The organism is Pseudomonas sp. PB105 (assembly GCF_009764655.1).
Lineage (GTDB): Bacteria > Pseudomonadota > Gammaproteobacteria > Pseudomonadales > Pseudomonadaceae > Aquipseudomonas > Aquipseudomonas cyclaminis.
This window is the reverse complement of the sequence record NZ_RWIO01000093.1, coordinates 528143-541987: the sequence shown is the minus strand read 5'-3', so window position 1 is coordinate 541987 and position 13845 is coordinate 528143. Positions and strand designations below refer to the sequence as shown.

The window sequence follows — 13845 nt, the reverse complement described above, 5'->3', positions numbered from 1 at the left end:
GGATCCAATATGCGCCAAATCCTAAACCGCAATCGACGGCAGAGCCAGCCCGGTCAACGACTGCGCGCTGCTGGCCTGCTCGGCCACCAGCCACTCGACAAAACGCTCGACCAACTGCCCCCGGCGTTTGCGCTGGGGCTGTACCACGTAGTAGCCGAAACGTGAGATCACGGTGTCGCTGATCGGTCGGCACAGCCAGTTCTGCTCCAGCAGGTTATCCACCAAATGGCGCCAGCCAATGGCGACGCCCTGGCCGGCAATCGCCGCCTGGATCAGCAGGGTGTAGTTGTCGAAACGCAGCTGGCCGGGGGTGGGCGCTGCGGTGATGCCCAGCTCGCGGAACACGCCGCTCCAGTCGAACCACTGGCTGTTGTTTTCCTGGCGCAGGTGCAGCAGCGGCACATCGTGCAAGTTCTGCAGGGTCAGTGGTGCGGGTTGGGCCTTGAGCCACTGCGGGCTGCACACCGGGAACACTTCCTCATTGAACAGCCACAGGCTGTCGCCCTGCTTGAAACGGCCGTCGCCAAACAGCACCGCCACGTCAATGTCGCTGCGCAGGGTCGCGTGGTTGCGTTCACTGGTCACCAGGCTCACATCGACCTGAGGATTGGCCTGGTGGAAGCGGTGCAGGCGCGGCATCAGCCAGTAGGCGGCGAAGGCGAAGTCGGTAGCCACTTGCAGCACTTCGTGCTGGTCCTGCTGGGTGATGGCGCTGAGGCCCTGATTGATGCTCTGCAGGCCACCTTGCACGTGCTCGAACAGCAGGGCGCCGGCGTCCGTCAGTTCGATACCGCGATAGATGCGATCAAACAGGCGCACCGCCAGCTGTTCTTCGAGGCGCTTGATCTGCTGGCTGATCGCGGGCTGGGTGGTGCCCAGCTCCATCGCGGCGGCGGTAAAACTGCGATGGCGTGCCGCCGCTTCAAATGCGCGCAGCAGGTCGAGAGACAGGTCACCCAGGGACTCATACATAAGCTGTGCTTATCCTAGACATTGCTTTTTATGGGCTTTACCCCATTTTCAATGGGCCGCATGCTCATTCGCATAAACACCGCCTATGGAATGCCGAGAACCCATGAAGCGCAAGAACATTCTTTTCATCATGGCCGATCAAATGGCCGCGCCGATGCTGCCGTTCTACGGATCTTCCCCGATCAAGCTGCCAAATCTCAGCCGCCTCGCCGAACAAGGCGTGGTGTTCGACGCTGCCTATTGCAATAGCCCACTGTGCGCGCCGTCGCGCTTCACCTTGGTCAGCGGCCAGTTGCCGAGCAAGATCGGCGCCTACGACAATGCGGCGGATTTGCCCGCCGATGTACCGACTTATGCCCACTACCTGCGTCGCCTCGGTTACCGCACCGCGCTGTCGGGCAAGATGCACTTCTGCGGGCCGGACCAGTTGCACGGCTATGAAGAACGTCTGACCAGCGACATCTACCCCGCTGACTACGGCTGGGCGGTGAACTGGGATGAGCCGGACGTGCGCCCCAGTTGGTATCACAATATGTCCTCGGTACTGCAAGCCGGTCCCTGCGTGCGCACCAATCAGCTGGATTTCGACGAAGAGGTGGTGTTCAAGGCTCAACAGTACCTGTTCGACCATATTCGTGAAGACGGCGACCAGCCGTTCTGCCTGACCGTGTCGATGACCCATCCCCACGACCCGTACACGATTCCCAAGCCATTCTGGGATCTGTACGACGACAACGACATCCCGTTGCCTGCAACACCCGCGCAAGCTGATCTCGACCCGCATTCCCAACGCCTGCTCAAGGTCTACGACCTATGGGACAAGCCGCTGCCTGTGGATAAGATCCGGGATGCGCGCCGGGCTTACTTCGGTGCCTGCAGTTACATCGACAGCAATGTCGGCAAGCTGCTGCAAACCCTTCAAGACACCGGCCTGGCCAACGACACCATCATCGTGTTCTCCGGTGACCACGGCGACATGCTCGGCGAGCGCGGCCTCTGGTACAAAATGCACTGGTTTGAAATGGCTGCCCGCGTGCCGCTGCTGGTCTGTGCACCGGGGCAGTTTGCGGCGGGCCGCGTTTCCCACGCGGTGTCCACCGCCGACCTGCTGCCGACCCTGGTGGAACTGGCCGGCGGCGAACTCGACCCACACCTGCCACTGGATGGCCGCTCACTGGTCCCGCACTTGCAAGGGCAGGGCGGGCACGACGAAGTGTTTGGCGAGTACATGGCCGAAGGCACCATCAGCCCGCTGATGATGATTCGCCGGGGCGCCTACAAATTCATCTACAGCGAAGACGATCCCTGCCTGCTGTTCGATGTGCACAACGACCCGCACGAGCAGGAAGATCTCAGCCAGTCACCGCAGCATCGGTCACTGTTCGAGGCGTTTTTAAGTGAAGCGCGGGCCAAATGGGACATCCCGGCGATCCACCAGCAGGTGCTCGCCAGCCAACGCCGTCGGCGCCTGGTATTCGAGGCGCTGACCCAAGGCAAGCTGAAGAGCTGGGATCACCAGCCACTGGTAGACGCCAGTCAGCAGTACATGCGCAACCATATCGACCTCGATGACCTGGAGCGCAAGGCACGTTATCCACAACCCTGCCAAAACCAATAAATACAGAGGGAAGGCCATGCAAAAGTTATCTGTGATAGTGGGCATGCTGGTGCTGGGCAGCGCCAATGTGTATGCAGACACCAGCTGTGAAACCGTGAAAATGGCCGATCCAGGCTGGAGCGATATCGCGGCCACCAACGCCATCACCGGTTTTCTGCTGACGGGCATGGGCTACAAACCCAAGGTCGACACCCTCGCGGTGCCGATTACCTTTGGCGGGCTCAAGGAAGGCCAGGTGGATGTCTTCATGGGCAACTGGATGCCCGCGCAGCAGGGGTTTTACGACAAGTTCGTGGCCAACGGCGATGTGGTGCAACTGGCAAAAAACCTCGACGGCACCGAGTTCACCCTCGCCGTGCCGGATTACGTGTGGGACGCGGGCGTGCATGACTTTGCCGACCTGAACAAATTCGCCGACAAGTTCGACAAGAAGATCTACGGCATCGGCTCCGGCGCGCCGGCGAATATCTCGTTGCAGGAAATCATCAAGAAGAACGACTTCGAGCTCGGCCAATGGAAACTGATCGAGTCCAGCGAACAGGCGATGCTGGCTGAAGTGTCACGGGCGGTGAAAAAACAACGCTTCGTCACCTTCCTCGGTTGGACCCCGCACCCAATGAACGTGCAGTTGAAAATGCACTACCTCAAAGGCGGGGAAAAGTACTTTGGTGACACAGGCAGCGTGTACACCCTGACCCGCAAGGGTTATGCACAGGCCTGCCCGAACGTAGGAAAACTGCTGACCAACTTGAGTTTTACCCAGGAAATGGAGAACAGCATCATGGCCGAGGTGGCCAACAACAAGGTCAGCAATGCCGAGGCTGCAAAGGCGTGGATCAAGGCCAATCCGGCTGTGCTGGATAAGTGGCTTGATGGGGTTAAAACCGTGGATGGCCAGGATGCATTGGCCGCAGTCAAAGCCAAACTCTAACGCCTGCCCGCTTTCCCCTGTAGATCCCGTCTTCTGCAAGTTTCGGGTCGTAGCTGTCGAGCGCAAGCGAGGCTGCGTGGCGGACGTATTGACACCCCGCGATCTGCGGGGACGCCAACGCAGCCTCGCTTGCGCTCGACAGCTACAGGGCGAAACGCGCGCTTGCCCGGTGAGAGGTCAATACGGCAGCTACGTGCAGCCCAATGTTATTCTGGTTTAACCCTTTAAATCCGAGCCTCTGATGCCACGGCCCAACCGCCACACACTGTTCCCCTTCCTCAGCTGGCTCCCACGCCAAACCCGTGCCAGTGTGGGCCGGGATGCGCTGGTGGGCCTCAGTGGCGCCGTGCTTGCCCTGCCGCAGTCGATTGCCTACGCGCTGATCGCCGGTCTCCCACCGGAGTACGGCCTATATGCCGCCATCATTCCGGTGCTGATCGCCTGCCTGTGGGGCTCGTCCTGGCATCTGATCTGCGGCCCTACGGCGGCGATTTCCATCGTGCTGTATGCCAGTGTCAGTCCACTGGCCGTACCGGGCTCACAGGACTACATCACCTTGATCCTGTTGCTGACGTTCCTCGCGGGGGTGTTCCAGTGGTTGCTGGGCATGCTGCGCTTTGGCGCGCTGGTGAACTTTGTCTCTCATTCGGTAGTGCTGGGCTTCACCTTGGGCGCCGCCGTGGTGATCGCGCTCGGTCAGCTGCCCAATCTGCTGGGGCTGGACTTGCCGAGCCAGGCCACGGCGATCAATAGCCTGCTGGCGTTGATCGAGCATGGCGGCCAATGGGACCACGCCTCGCTCGCCCTGGGCTTGAGTGCATTGCTGGTGGGCGCAGTGCTCAAGTACCTGGTGCCGCGCTGGCCGACACTGTTGATCGCACTGGCCTTAAGCAGCGTCGCCGCATGGCTGTGGCCGGCGATGTTCGGGCATGTGGCGTTGGTCAGTTCGTTTATCGGCAAACTGCCGCCGTTCAGCCCGTTACCGTTGGACCTGGACATGATCCTGCGCCTGCTGCCCAGCGCCGTGGCGGTGGGCATGCTGGGGCTGGTGACCAGCCTGTCGATTGCCCGCTCGTTGTCGGCACGTTCGCAACAGTTGCTCGACGCGAATCAGGAAGTTCGCGCGCAGGGTTTATCCAATATCGTCGGCGGATTTTTCTCCGGCTACTTGTCGGCCGGGTCCTTTACCCGCTCGGGCCTCAGCTATGAGGCGGGTGCCTGCTCGCCGTTGGCCGGGATGTTTTCCGCGTTGTGGGTGGCGCTGTTTGCGTTGTTTGGCGCTGCGCTGATCGCGCATATTCCGATCCCGAGCATGGCGGCGAGCATCCTGCTGATTTGCTGGGGTCTGGTGGATCACCGCGGGATTCGCGCATTGTTCCGGGTCAGCCGCGCCGAGTTTGTGGTGATGAGCCTGACCTTCGTCGCCACCTTGCTGCTGGAGCTGCAAACGGCGATCTATGCGGGGGTGCTGGCGTCACTGTTTTTCTATCTCAAACGCACGTCGCAGCCACGGGTTCAGCAATGGCGCGACGGTCGCGACGACGTATTGCGCGTCGGCGGCTCGATCTTTTTCGGCGCCAGCCACTACCTGCAAGTGCGCCTGCAACGTTTGCAGGGCGAGCGGGTGGTGATCGAAGCGCAGCAGATCAACTTTATCGACTATTCCGGGGTGGAGATGCTGCACCAGGAGGCGCGGCGATTGAAGGGGCTGGGGCGTAGCCTGACATTGCGCGGGGCGCGGCCGCAGGTAGTGGAAGAACTGAAGAAGCTGGAAGGGGCCGACAAATGCCCCCTCCATTTCGAGAACTGAACGCGGTTCAAATGTATCAGGCCAATTGACGGCGCAGCTCAGCCAACACCGGCGCCGAATCCGGGCGCACACCGCGCCACAGGAAAAACGCTTCGGCCGCCTGTTCCACCAGCATGCCCAGGCCATCCATCGCCACCGCAGCACCTTGCTCGGACGCCCAGCGGCAAAACGCGGTCGGCTCCTTGGCGTACATCATGTCGTAGCAAAAGGTCTTACCCGGTTCGATCAGGCTGCCGGCAATGGGCGGTACATCGCCTGACAGACTGGCAGACGTGGCATTGATGATCACGTCCACCGGCTCACGCAGCCAGTCGAAACCACTGGCAGACACCGGGCCCAAGTCGTCGAACAGTTCAGCGAGCAACTCGGCCTTTGCCACGGTGCGGTTGGCGATGATCAAGGAAGCAGGCCGCTCGGCCAGCAACGGCTCCAACACCCCGCGTACCGCGCCACCGGCACCCAGCAACAGGATGCGTTTGCCTTGCAGGCTCAGCCCGGCGTTGACCGTCAGGTCGCGCACCAGGCCGGCGCCGTCGGTGTTATCCCCCAGCAGCGTGCCATCGGCCAACTTGCTCAGCGTGTTCACCGCCCCGGCGCGTTGGGCGCGTTGGGTGAGGTTGTTGGGCAGGCGGTAGGCCTCTTCCTTGAACGGTACAGTGACGTTGGCGCCACGGCCTTGCAGGAAAAACTCACGGGCACACCCGGTGAAATCCTCCAGGGGAGCAAGCAAGGTGCTGTAGTCCAATTGTTCGCCGGTCTGCTCGGCGAACATGCGGTGAATCAGCGGCGACTTGCTGTGGCCGATGGGGTTGCCGAATACGACATAACGATCCATCAGACGGTCGCCTTAGGCGCGGCAAGGCCGAGCCAGTCGCGGTCTTGCAGGAAGTAATCGGTGAGGCGCGCTTCTTCGCTGCCGGCCTCGGCTTTCCAGTCATAGCCCCAGCGCACTTGCGGCGGCAACGACATCAGGATCGACTCGGTACGCCCGCCCGATTGCAGGCCGAACAGCGTGCCACGGTCGTAGACCAGGTTGAATTCAACATAGCGGCCACGCCGGAATTCCTGGAACTGGCGCTGCTGCTCGGTATAGGCCGTGGCCTTGCGGCGCTGCACGATCGGCAGATAGGCATCGATATAGGCATCGCCGATGGCGCGGATGAAGGCGAAGCAGGTGTCGAAGTCCCACTCGTTCAAGTCATCGAAAAACAGCCCGCCGATGCCACGGGGCTCGTTGCGGTGCTTGATGTGGAAATAGGTATCGCACCAGGCCTTGTAGCGCGAGTACACATCCGGACCGAACCGCGCGCAGGCCTGCTCGGCCACGCGGTGCCAGTGGATGCAGTCTTCTTCGTTGCCGTAATACGGGGTGAGGTCAAAGCCGCCGCCGAACCACCACACCGGCTCTTCGCCCTCTTTTTCGGCGATGAAAAAGCGCACGTTGGCGTGGGACGTCGGCACATGGGGGTTGTGCGGGTGGATCACCAGCGACACGCCGAGGGCTTCAAAGCCGCGACCGGCCAGTTCAGGGCGGTGCGCGCTGGCGGAGGGTGGGAGGCCGCTGCCGAAGACGTGGGAAAAGTTAACGCCGCCTTTTTCGATCACCGCGCCGTTTTCGATCACACGGGTGCGACCGCCGCCGCCGGCAGGCCGGGTCCAGGCGTCTTCGATAAAGCGAGTGTCCGTCTCGAAGGTTTCCAGGGCGCTGCAAATGCGGTCTTGCAGGTCAAGCAGGTAGGCCTTTACAGCCTCGGTGCGGGTAGTCATGGCATCACCTTGAATCGGGCAAAGCTACGCGAGGCCATTGGGCGTCGGCGGCAAATGGGCGCACAGGATAACACCGCACCCTATGCCGTCGCAGTTGACGAAGATCAAGCTTAGGAGTTCGATAAGCGGCTACGCGAGTTCGAACCAAGGAGAAGGCAGATGGCAAAACGTATCCAGTTCAGCGCCCATGGCGGCCCCGATGTACTTGAATATGTCGACTACACGCCGGCGGAGCCGGGCCCGCAGCAGGTTCGGGTGCGTAACGAGGCCATTGGCCTGAACTTCATCGACACCTATTTCCGCAGCGGCCTGTATGCGCCGCCTGCCTTGCCGTCCAGCCTGGGTGCAGAAGGCGCCGGCGTGGTTGACGCCGTTGGCAGCGAAGTCAGCCAATTCAAGGTCGGCGACCGCGTGGCCTATGGCAGCGGCCCGCTTGGTGCCTACAGCGAACTGCACGTATTGCCCGCCGCCAACCTGGTGCACCTGCCGGACGATATCAGCTTCGAACAAGCCGCCGGGGCCATGCTTAAAGGTCTGACCGTGCAGTACCTGCTGCGCCAGACCTATGAACTGAAGGGCGGCGAAACCATCCTGTTCCACGCCGCTGCAGGGGGTGTGGGCTCCCTGGCCTGCCAATGGGCCAAGGCGCTGGGCGTGAAGTTGATCGGTACCGTGAGTTCGCCAGAAAAGGCCGCTTTGGCCAAATCCCTCGGCGCCTGGGAAACCATTGATTACAGCAAGGAAGACGTGGCAAAGCGCGTGCTGGAATTGACCGACGGCAAAAAGGTCCCGGTGGTGTACGACGGCGTCGGCAAGGATACGTGGCTGACGTCCCTGGACAGCGTTGCGCCACGTGGATTGGTGGTGAGCTTCGGGAACGCGTCGGGCGCGGTGGATGGCGTGAACCTGGGGATACTGTCGGCCAAAGGCTCGCTGTACGTCACCCGGCCGACCTTGGCGACCTACGCCAACAACCCGACGAACTTGCAGGCGATGGCGAATGATCTGTTTTCGATGATCCGAGGCGGCAAGGTGCGCATTGATATCAACCAGCGGTATTCGTTGGCGGAGGCGGCGAAGGCGCAGACGGAGTTGTCGGGGCGGCGTACCACGGGGTCGACCATTCTGTTGCCTTGAGGGCCCCATCGGGGGCAAGCCCCCTCCCACAGTTGACCGTGTTGTCCTGAAGGACACGGTTCAAATGTGGGAGGGGCGGTTCGACGATTCGACGCGGTCTCAGGAAGGCCGCACCACCTCACCCGTCGCCAGGTTGCGAATCAGGCTGGGGTTCTTGCGCCCGCCCAAGGCGCCACCCAACACCAAGTCAACCTGGCCACGGAAATACTGCTCCACACGAATCCGCGTACGGGCAGCCGGGCGGCCTTGCGGGTTGGCCGAGGTGGAAATCAACGGCCCCACCTGCGCGCATAAATCACGCACCAAGGGGTGATCGCTGACCCGCAGCGCCACGGTGTCATGCACACCGGTAACCCATTGCGGCAGTAAATCCTGATGCGGCACCAACCAGGTATTCGGCCCAGGCCAGGTGCTGGCCATGCGGTCGATCCAGGTATCCGGGAAGTCTTCGAACAGGAAGTCGAACTGACGGATATTGTCGGCAACCAGGATCAGGCCCTTGTCCACCGAGCGATTCTTGATCGCCAGCAGCCGGTCCACCGCTTCTTCGTTCCAAGGGTCGCAACCCAGGCCCCAGACCGCCTCGGTTGGATAGGCAATCACCGCGCCTGCGCGAATTTCCCGTGCGGCTTCCAGCACACGCCACCTGTTGACCATTGTTTACTCTCCGGACTAAAGCTCTGCGCAGTTTACCGATCTTCGTTACAAAACCTAGCAGCGTGCAAGCCAGCGCCCGCTTTCGCAGATGACCAGGCCTTCCAGTTCCAACTCGGTAAGGGTCGCCAGCACCTGGGACAAAGGCCGGCCGCTGGCAATCGCCAGGGCTTCGCTGGTGTGAGGTGCCGCGTGCAGCAAAGCCACCAACGGATGGGTCACTGGCATCGGCGTGGGGCGCGACAATGCCTGCCAGCCCCGCAAGCCTTCAAGGATGTGCTCGATGGTTTCCACCAGCGTCGCACCCTCGCGGATCAACTGATGACAACCCTTGGCCCCAGGGTGATGGATGGAGCCAGGGATCGCGTACACCTCACGGCCCTGCTCGGCGGCCAGCTTCGCGGTGATCAGCGAGCCACTGGCCACGCTGGCCTCCACCACCAGTACGCCCAACGACAGGCCACTGATGATGCGATTGCGCCGGGGAAAGTTGTTCGCCTGGGGCCCGGCATCCAGCGGAAACTCGGACACCACGGCACTGCCGTGGGCAATCATCGCCTCGGCGAGCCGCCGGTGGCGCTGTGGATAAAAATTTTCCAGGCCCGTGCCAAGCACGCCGATGGTATGTCCACCCACATCCAATGCCGCTTGATGCGCCGCGCCATCGATACCCAACGCAAGGCCACTGGTGATGACAAAACCGGCACTGGCCAAACTGCGAGAAAACGCCGCGGCAGTGTCCATGCCAGGGCGCGACGCACGCCGGCTGCCGACCATCGCCAGTTGCGGTTTTTCGAGGATTGAAGGGTCGCCAGCAACGAATAACAACGGTGGCGCATCGTCTATCTGGGCGAGCAGAGCGGGGTACTCCGGTTGGTCCCACATCAGCAAATGCTGGGCCGGGCGCCCTAACCAGGCCAATGCTTGACTGGCGCCATCACGGATTTGCGGACTGCGCCGGGCGTCGGCGCTGACGGGGGGCAACCCCAGCGCACGCCAGGCACTGGCCGGTGCACTGATAGCCTTTGAAGCGCTGCCGAACGCTTCGATCAACAACCTGAAACGCTTCGGCCCTACCTCCGGCAGCCTGTGCAAGCGTAGTCGGGCCTCCAGTTCTGACGGGGAAATTTCACTGCGGTTTATCGGAAACATCTGATCATCCTTGACCGGAACAAGCTGTGGATAACTCTGTTGGTAACTTATTTAGCAGGCTATTTATTGCGTTTGCTCAGCAGTCTCGAAACGGTCCATCACGGCCAGTGGGCGCGAGGCGTTGAGAACCAGGCCATAACTGAGTTTTTCGTAGGTGCGGAACACCAGCAGCGTGCCGGCGCGCTCATCGGGTAGCTTCGTGGGGGCGCCGGTTAGCGGGTCACGGACGGTGGCGCCGGTTTTGATGACGGCCAGCAATTGGCCCTCGACCATCCCGTCGCGCCGGCCCTTGTTCAGGGTGACGGCGTCCAGCACGCCGATCTGGGTCACGCCCCTCGGGATATCGATGATTTTTCCTTCAATGAAAGGCGCTGATTTCTGAGGCTCCAGCGCCGTGGGCAATTGCGCGCGGAGCAGACGGTCCCCAGGACGCACCTCCTGGGTGGCCCGTTGCACGGCGAGAGTGCTGAGGTCCCCCGCCATCACAAAACGAGCAGTACCGATGTCATCGGCATTGATACCCAGCAATTCCTGGGTCTGGGGGTCGGTATAGACCTTGCCTCGGCGAAAGATCCCATAGCTCGGCTGGGCCGGGTCCAGGTCGCCCCTGGCGTGCACACGCTCGCCCTGGGTGCCCAGCACGCGCCCGGCCTCGGCCGCGACAATGTAAGGCGCTGTGTCCAGATCCCGGGGCGTATCCAGAATGCGGTTGTGCAATAAAAAGCGCTGGATGGCCTGTTGCGTCGGTAGATCCAGACGCGGGCCAGGTTGGGGAACCAGGGCTGCGGCAAACGGAACCCACAGCAGCAAGACGAGTAGCGATTTCCTCATGGGGTGAATCTCCTTTATTATGTGCGTTCGCGTGAAATGCCAGAGCCTTCGCGGCTTTCGAGCCTTTCACACCGGCCGTATGGGTCCATCCCACCGCCGATTTGCCTTTACCTCACATGTGCAGCAATTACGCTTATGGCTATTTTGAACATCCTCGAATTCCCCGACTCGCGCCTGCGCACGATCGCCAAACCGGTGGCCGTAGTGGACGACAAGGTTCGTCAGTTGGTCGATGACATGTTTGAAACAATGTATGAAGCCCCGGGTATCGGCCTCGCCGCCACCCAGGTCAACGTGCATCAGCGCATCGTGGTCATGGACCTGTCGGAAGACCGCAGCGAACCGATGGTGTACATCAACCCAGAGTTCGAACCGCTGACCGAAGAGATGGGCGAATACCAGGAAGGCTGCCTGTCGGTGCCGGAGTTCTACGAGAACGTCGAGCGCCCGCTGCGCGTCAAGATCAAGGCCCTGGACCGCGACGGCAAGCCGTTCGAGCTGATTGCCGAAGGCCTGCTGGCGGTGTGCATCCAACACGAATGCGACCACCTCAACGGCAAGCTGTTTGTCGATTACCTGTCCACGCTCAAGCGTGATCGGATCAAGAAGAAGCTGGAAAAAAAGCATCGCCAGCAAGCTTGATGCCCTCCTTCCAAAGGCTTGCTGCGGCAAGCCTTTTTCTTTTGTGACTGCTTTTAACCGAGACCTCCCATGACCGAGCCACTGCGCATTGTTTTTGCTGGCACCCCCGAATTCGCCGCCGAACACCTCAAGGCGCTGCTTGCCAGCCCTTACGATGTCATTGCGGTGTATACCCAGCCGGATCGCCCGGCCGGTCGCGGGCAAAAACTGATGCCGAGCCCGGTCAAGCAGTTGGCGCTGGAGCACAACATTGCTGTGCTGCAGCCGCCGACCCTGCGCAACGCCGAGGCACAGGCCGAGCTGGCTGCGCTCAAGCCTGACCTGCTGGTGGTGGTGGCTTACGGCTTGATCCTGCCGCAAGTGGTGCTGGATATCCCGCGCCTGGGCTGCATCAACAGTCATGCGTCACTGCTGCCACGCTGGCGCGGTGCGGCGCCAATCCAGCGTGCGGTGCAAGCCGGTGATGCTCAAAGCGGTGTAACCGTGATGCGCATGGAGGCGGGTTTGGACACCGGCCCGATGCTGCTCAAAGTGGTGACACCGATCACCGCCGCGGACACTGGCGGCAGCCTGCACGACCGCCTGGCCGAAATGGGCCCGCCCGCCGTAATCCAAGCGATCGCTGGCCTCGCTGCCGGCACCCTGGAAGGCGAAGTGCAGGACGACAACCTGGCCACCTACGCCCACAAATTGAACAAAGACGAAGCGCGCATCGACTGGAGCCGTCCGGCCGTGGAGCTGGAGCGCCTGGTGCGTGCCTTCAACCCGTGGCCGGTCTGCCACAGCACCCTCAATGGCGAAGCCTTGAAAGTGTTGGCCGCCACGTTAGCAGACGGCAAAGGCACCCCCGGTGAAATCATTGGCGCCAGCAAAGACGGCCTGTTGGTCGCCTGTGGCGAGCAGGCCCTGTGCCTGACCCGTCTGCAATTGCCCGGCGGCAAGGCGCTGAATTTCAGCGATTTGTTCAACAGCCGTCGTGAGAAATTTTCCCTGGGCACCGTACTTGGGGTGGCCGCGCAATGAACCCACGTCTGGCCGCCGCCAAGGCTCTCGCCGCCGTACTCAACGGCAAGGCTTCGCTGAACAGTTCACTGCCGACGCAGTTGGATAAGGTCGAGGACCGCGATCGCGGCTTTACCCAGGACCTGGCTTTTGGCACCGCCCGTTGGCAGCCGCGCTTATCGGCGCTGGCGGCCAAGCTGCTGCAAAAGCCATTCAAGGCGGCCGATGCTGACGTCGAAGCGCTGCTGCTGGTGGGGCTTTATCAGTTGCTCTACACCCGCGTGCCGGCCCATGCCGCCATCGGTGAAACCGTCGGTTGCGCCGACAAGCTGAAAAAACCCTGGGCCAAGGCCTTGCTCAATGCCGTACTGCGCCGCGCCCAGCGCGAAAGCGAAGCGCTGCTGGCCGAGCTGGAGCATGACCCGGTGGTGCGTACCGCCCACCCGCGCTGGCTGCAAAAATCCCTGAAGGCGTTCTGGCCCGAGCAGTGGGAAGCCATTTGCGCGGCCAACAATGCGCATCCACCGATGATTTTGCGGGTCAACCGTCGTCATCACGCGCGTGACGCCTACCTGCAATTGCTCACCGACGCGGGCATCAACGCCACGCCGTGCGTGTACAGCGTCGATGGCATTGTGCTCGAAGCCGCCACTGACGTGCGCAGCCTGCCGGGTTTTGCCGAGGGTTGGATCAGCGTGCAGGACGAAGCCGCGCAATTGGCTGCCGATTTGCTCGACCTGGCGCCCGGCCAACGCGTGCTCGACGCCTGCTGCGCCCCGGGCGGCAAGACCTGTCACATCCTGGAAGTCGAAAAAGACCTGGCCGGCGTAGTCGCCGTCGACCTGGAAGCCAAGCGCCTGGTACGTGTACGGGAAAACCTTGCCCGCCTGGGCCTCAGCGCCGAACTGATTGCCGCCGACGGCCGCGACACCGCCACCTGGTGGGACGGCAAACCATTCCAGCGCATCCTGCTCGACGCGCCATGCTCGGCCACCGGCGTGATCCGCCGCCACCCGGACATCAAGCTCACCCGCCAACCCGACGACATCGTCGCCCTGGCCACCCTGCAAGGTGAGCTGCTGGACGCCATGTGGCCAACCCTGGAAGTCGGCGGCATCCTGCTCTACGCCACCTGCTCCACCTTGCCTACCGAAAACACCGAGGTGATCGAAGCCTTCCTCGCCCGCACCAGTGGCGCCCGGGAGCTGGACCTCGCCACAACGGCTGGCATCAAGCAGCCGCACGGTCGCCAATTGCTCGCGCAAGAAGGCGGACACGACGGCTTCTACTACGCCAAACTGATCAAGATTGCCGCCGCACGCGGCTGAA

At 62.0% G+C, this 13845-nt stretch carries 13 protein-coding genes; 7 read left to right on the top strand and 6 right to left on the bottom strand.

The features are described from left to right. Nucleotides 1–21: 21 nt before the first annotated feature. A complete protein-coding gene (locus EJD88_RS25655; protein WP_099586161.1) occupies nucleotides 22–972 on the bottom strand; it encodes a LysR family transcriptional regulator in 951 nt (316 codons plus the stop codon). A 103-nt stretch (nucleotides 973–1075) separates the two neighbouring features. Here EJD88_RS25655 and betC point away from each other — a divergent pair, with 103 nt between their 5' ends. The 3 genes from betC to EJD88_RS25640 all read left to right on the top strand — a co-directional run bounded on the left by betC (nucleotide 1076) and on the right by EJD88_RS25640 (nucleotide 5331). Continuing rightward, complete coding sequence (betC, locus tag EJD88_RS25650) at nucleotides 1076–2590, top strand: choline-sulfatase (protein ID WP_158879288.1); 1515 nt, start codon at nucleotides 1076–1078, stop codon at nucleotides 2588–2590. A 16-nt stretch (nucleotides 2591–2606) separates the two neighbouring features. Then, nucleotides 2607–3521 (top strand): choline ABC transporter substrate-binding protein, encoded by a 915-nt coding sequence (gene choX, locus EJD88_RS25645; RefSeq protein WP_112192836.1) that lies wholly within the window; start codon nucleotides 2607–2609, stop codon nucleotides 3519–3521. A gap of 241 nt (nucleotides 3522–3762) precedes the next feature. Further along, the gene (locus EJD88_RS25640) at nucleotides 3763–5331 is read left to right on the top strand and encodes a SulP family inorganic anion transporter (RefSeq protein WP_158879287.1); all 1569 of its coding nucleotides are present in this window, start codon (nucleotides 3763–3765) and stop codon (nucleotides 5329–5331) included. Between the two features lie 16 nt (nucleotides 5332–5347). On the opposite strand, the gene aroE is transcribed toward EJD88_RS25640, so the two are convergent. Both aroE and hemF read right to left on the bottom strand, forming a co-directional pair. Beyond that, on the bottom strand, nucleotides 5348–6166 hold the full coding sequence (gene aroE, locus EJD88_RS25635; RefSeq protein WP_158879286.1) for a shikimate dehydrogenase: 819 nt from the start codon (nucleotides 6164–6166) through the stop codon (nucleotides 5348–5350). Beyond that, nucleotides 6166–7098 carry an oxygen-dependent coproporphyrinogen oxidase gene (gene hemF, locus EJD88_RS25630; RefSeq protein ID WP_158879285.1) on the bottom strand — a complete coding sequence of 311 codons (933 nt, stop codon included), beginning with the start codon at nucleotides 7096–7098 and terminating at the stop codon, nucleotides 6166–6168. The genes aroE and hemF overlap by 1 nt, the downstream gene beginning before the upstream one ends. 159 nt (nucleotides 7099–7257) lie before the next feature. On the opposite strand from hemF, the gene EJD88_RS25625 reads away from it, so the two are divergent. After that, nucleotides 7258–8235 (top strand): quinone oxidoreductase, encoded by a 978-nt coding sequence (locus EJD88_RS25625; protein ID WP_158879284.1) that lies wholly within the window; start codon nucleotides 7258–7260, stop codon nucleotides 8233–8235. 99 nt (nucleotides 8236–8334) lie between these two features. Here EJD88_RS25625 and EJD88_RS25620 read toward each other — a convergent pair whose 3' ends face one another. The 3 genes from EJD88_RS25620 to EJD88_RS25610 all read right to left on the bottom strand — a co-directional run bounded on the left by EJD88_RS25620 (nucleotide 8335) and on the right by EJD88_RS25610 (nucleotide 10872). Then, on the bottom strand, nucleotides 8335–8892 hold the full coding sequence (locus EJD88_RS25620; protein ID WP_099586154.1) for an L-threonylcarbamoyladenylate synthase: 558 nt from the start codon (nucleotides 8890–8892) through the stop codon (nucleotides 8335–8337). A 54-nt stretch (nucleotides 8893–8946) separates the two neighbouring features. After that, on the bottom strand, nucleotides 8947–10041 hold the full coding sequence (gene dprA / locus EJD88_RS25615) for a DNA-processing protein DprA (protein WP_158879283.1): 1095 nt from the start codon (nucleotides 10039–10041) through the stop codon (nucleotides 8947–8949). Nucleotides 10042–10104: 63 nt separating this feature from the next. After that, nucleotides 10105–10872 carry a peptidoglycan-binding protein gene (locus tag EJD88_RS25610; RefSeq protein WP_099586152.1) on the bottom strand — a complete coding sequence of 256 codons (768 nt, stop codon included), beginning with the start codon at nucleotides 10870–10872 and terminating at the stop codon, nucleotides 10105–10107. A gap of 135 nt (nucleotides 10873–11007) precedes the next feature. Here EJD88_RS25610 and def point away from each other — a divergent pair, with 135 nt between their 5' ends. From def to rsmB, 3 genes are all read left to right on the top strand, one after another. Further along, the gene (def, locus tag EJD88_RS25605; RefSeq protein ID WP_099586151.1) at nucleotides 11008–11514 is read left to right on the top strand and encodes a peptide deformylase; all 507 of its coding nucleotides are present in this window, start codon (nucleotides 11008–11010) and stop codon (nucleotides 11512–11514) included. Between the two features lie 69 nt (nucleotides 11515–11583). Continuing rightward, nucleotides 11584–12537 (top strand): methionyl-tRNA formyltransferase, encoded by a 954-nt coding sequence (gene fmt / locus EJD88_RS25600; RefSeq protein ID WP_112192831.1) that lies wholly within the window; start codon nucleotides 11584–11586, stop codon nucleotides 12535–12537. Beyond that, on the top strand, nucleotides 12534–13844 hold the full coding sequence (gene rsmB / locus EJD88_RS25595) for a 16S rRNA (cytosine(967)-C(5))-methyltransferase RsmB (protein WP_158879282.1): 1311 nt from the start codon (nucleotides 12534–12536) through the stop codon (nucleotides 13842–13844). The genes fmt and rsmB overlap by 4 nt, the downstream gene beginning before the upstream one ends. The last annotated feature ends 1 nt before the right edge of the window (nucleotide 13845 follow it).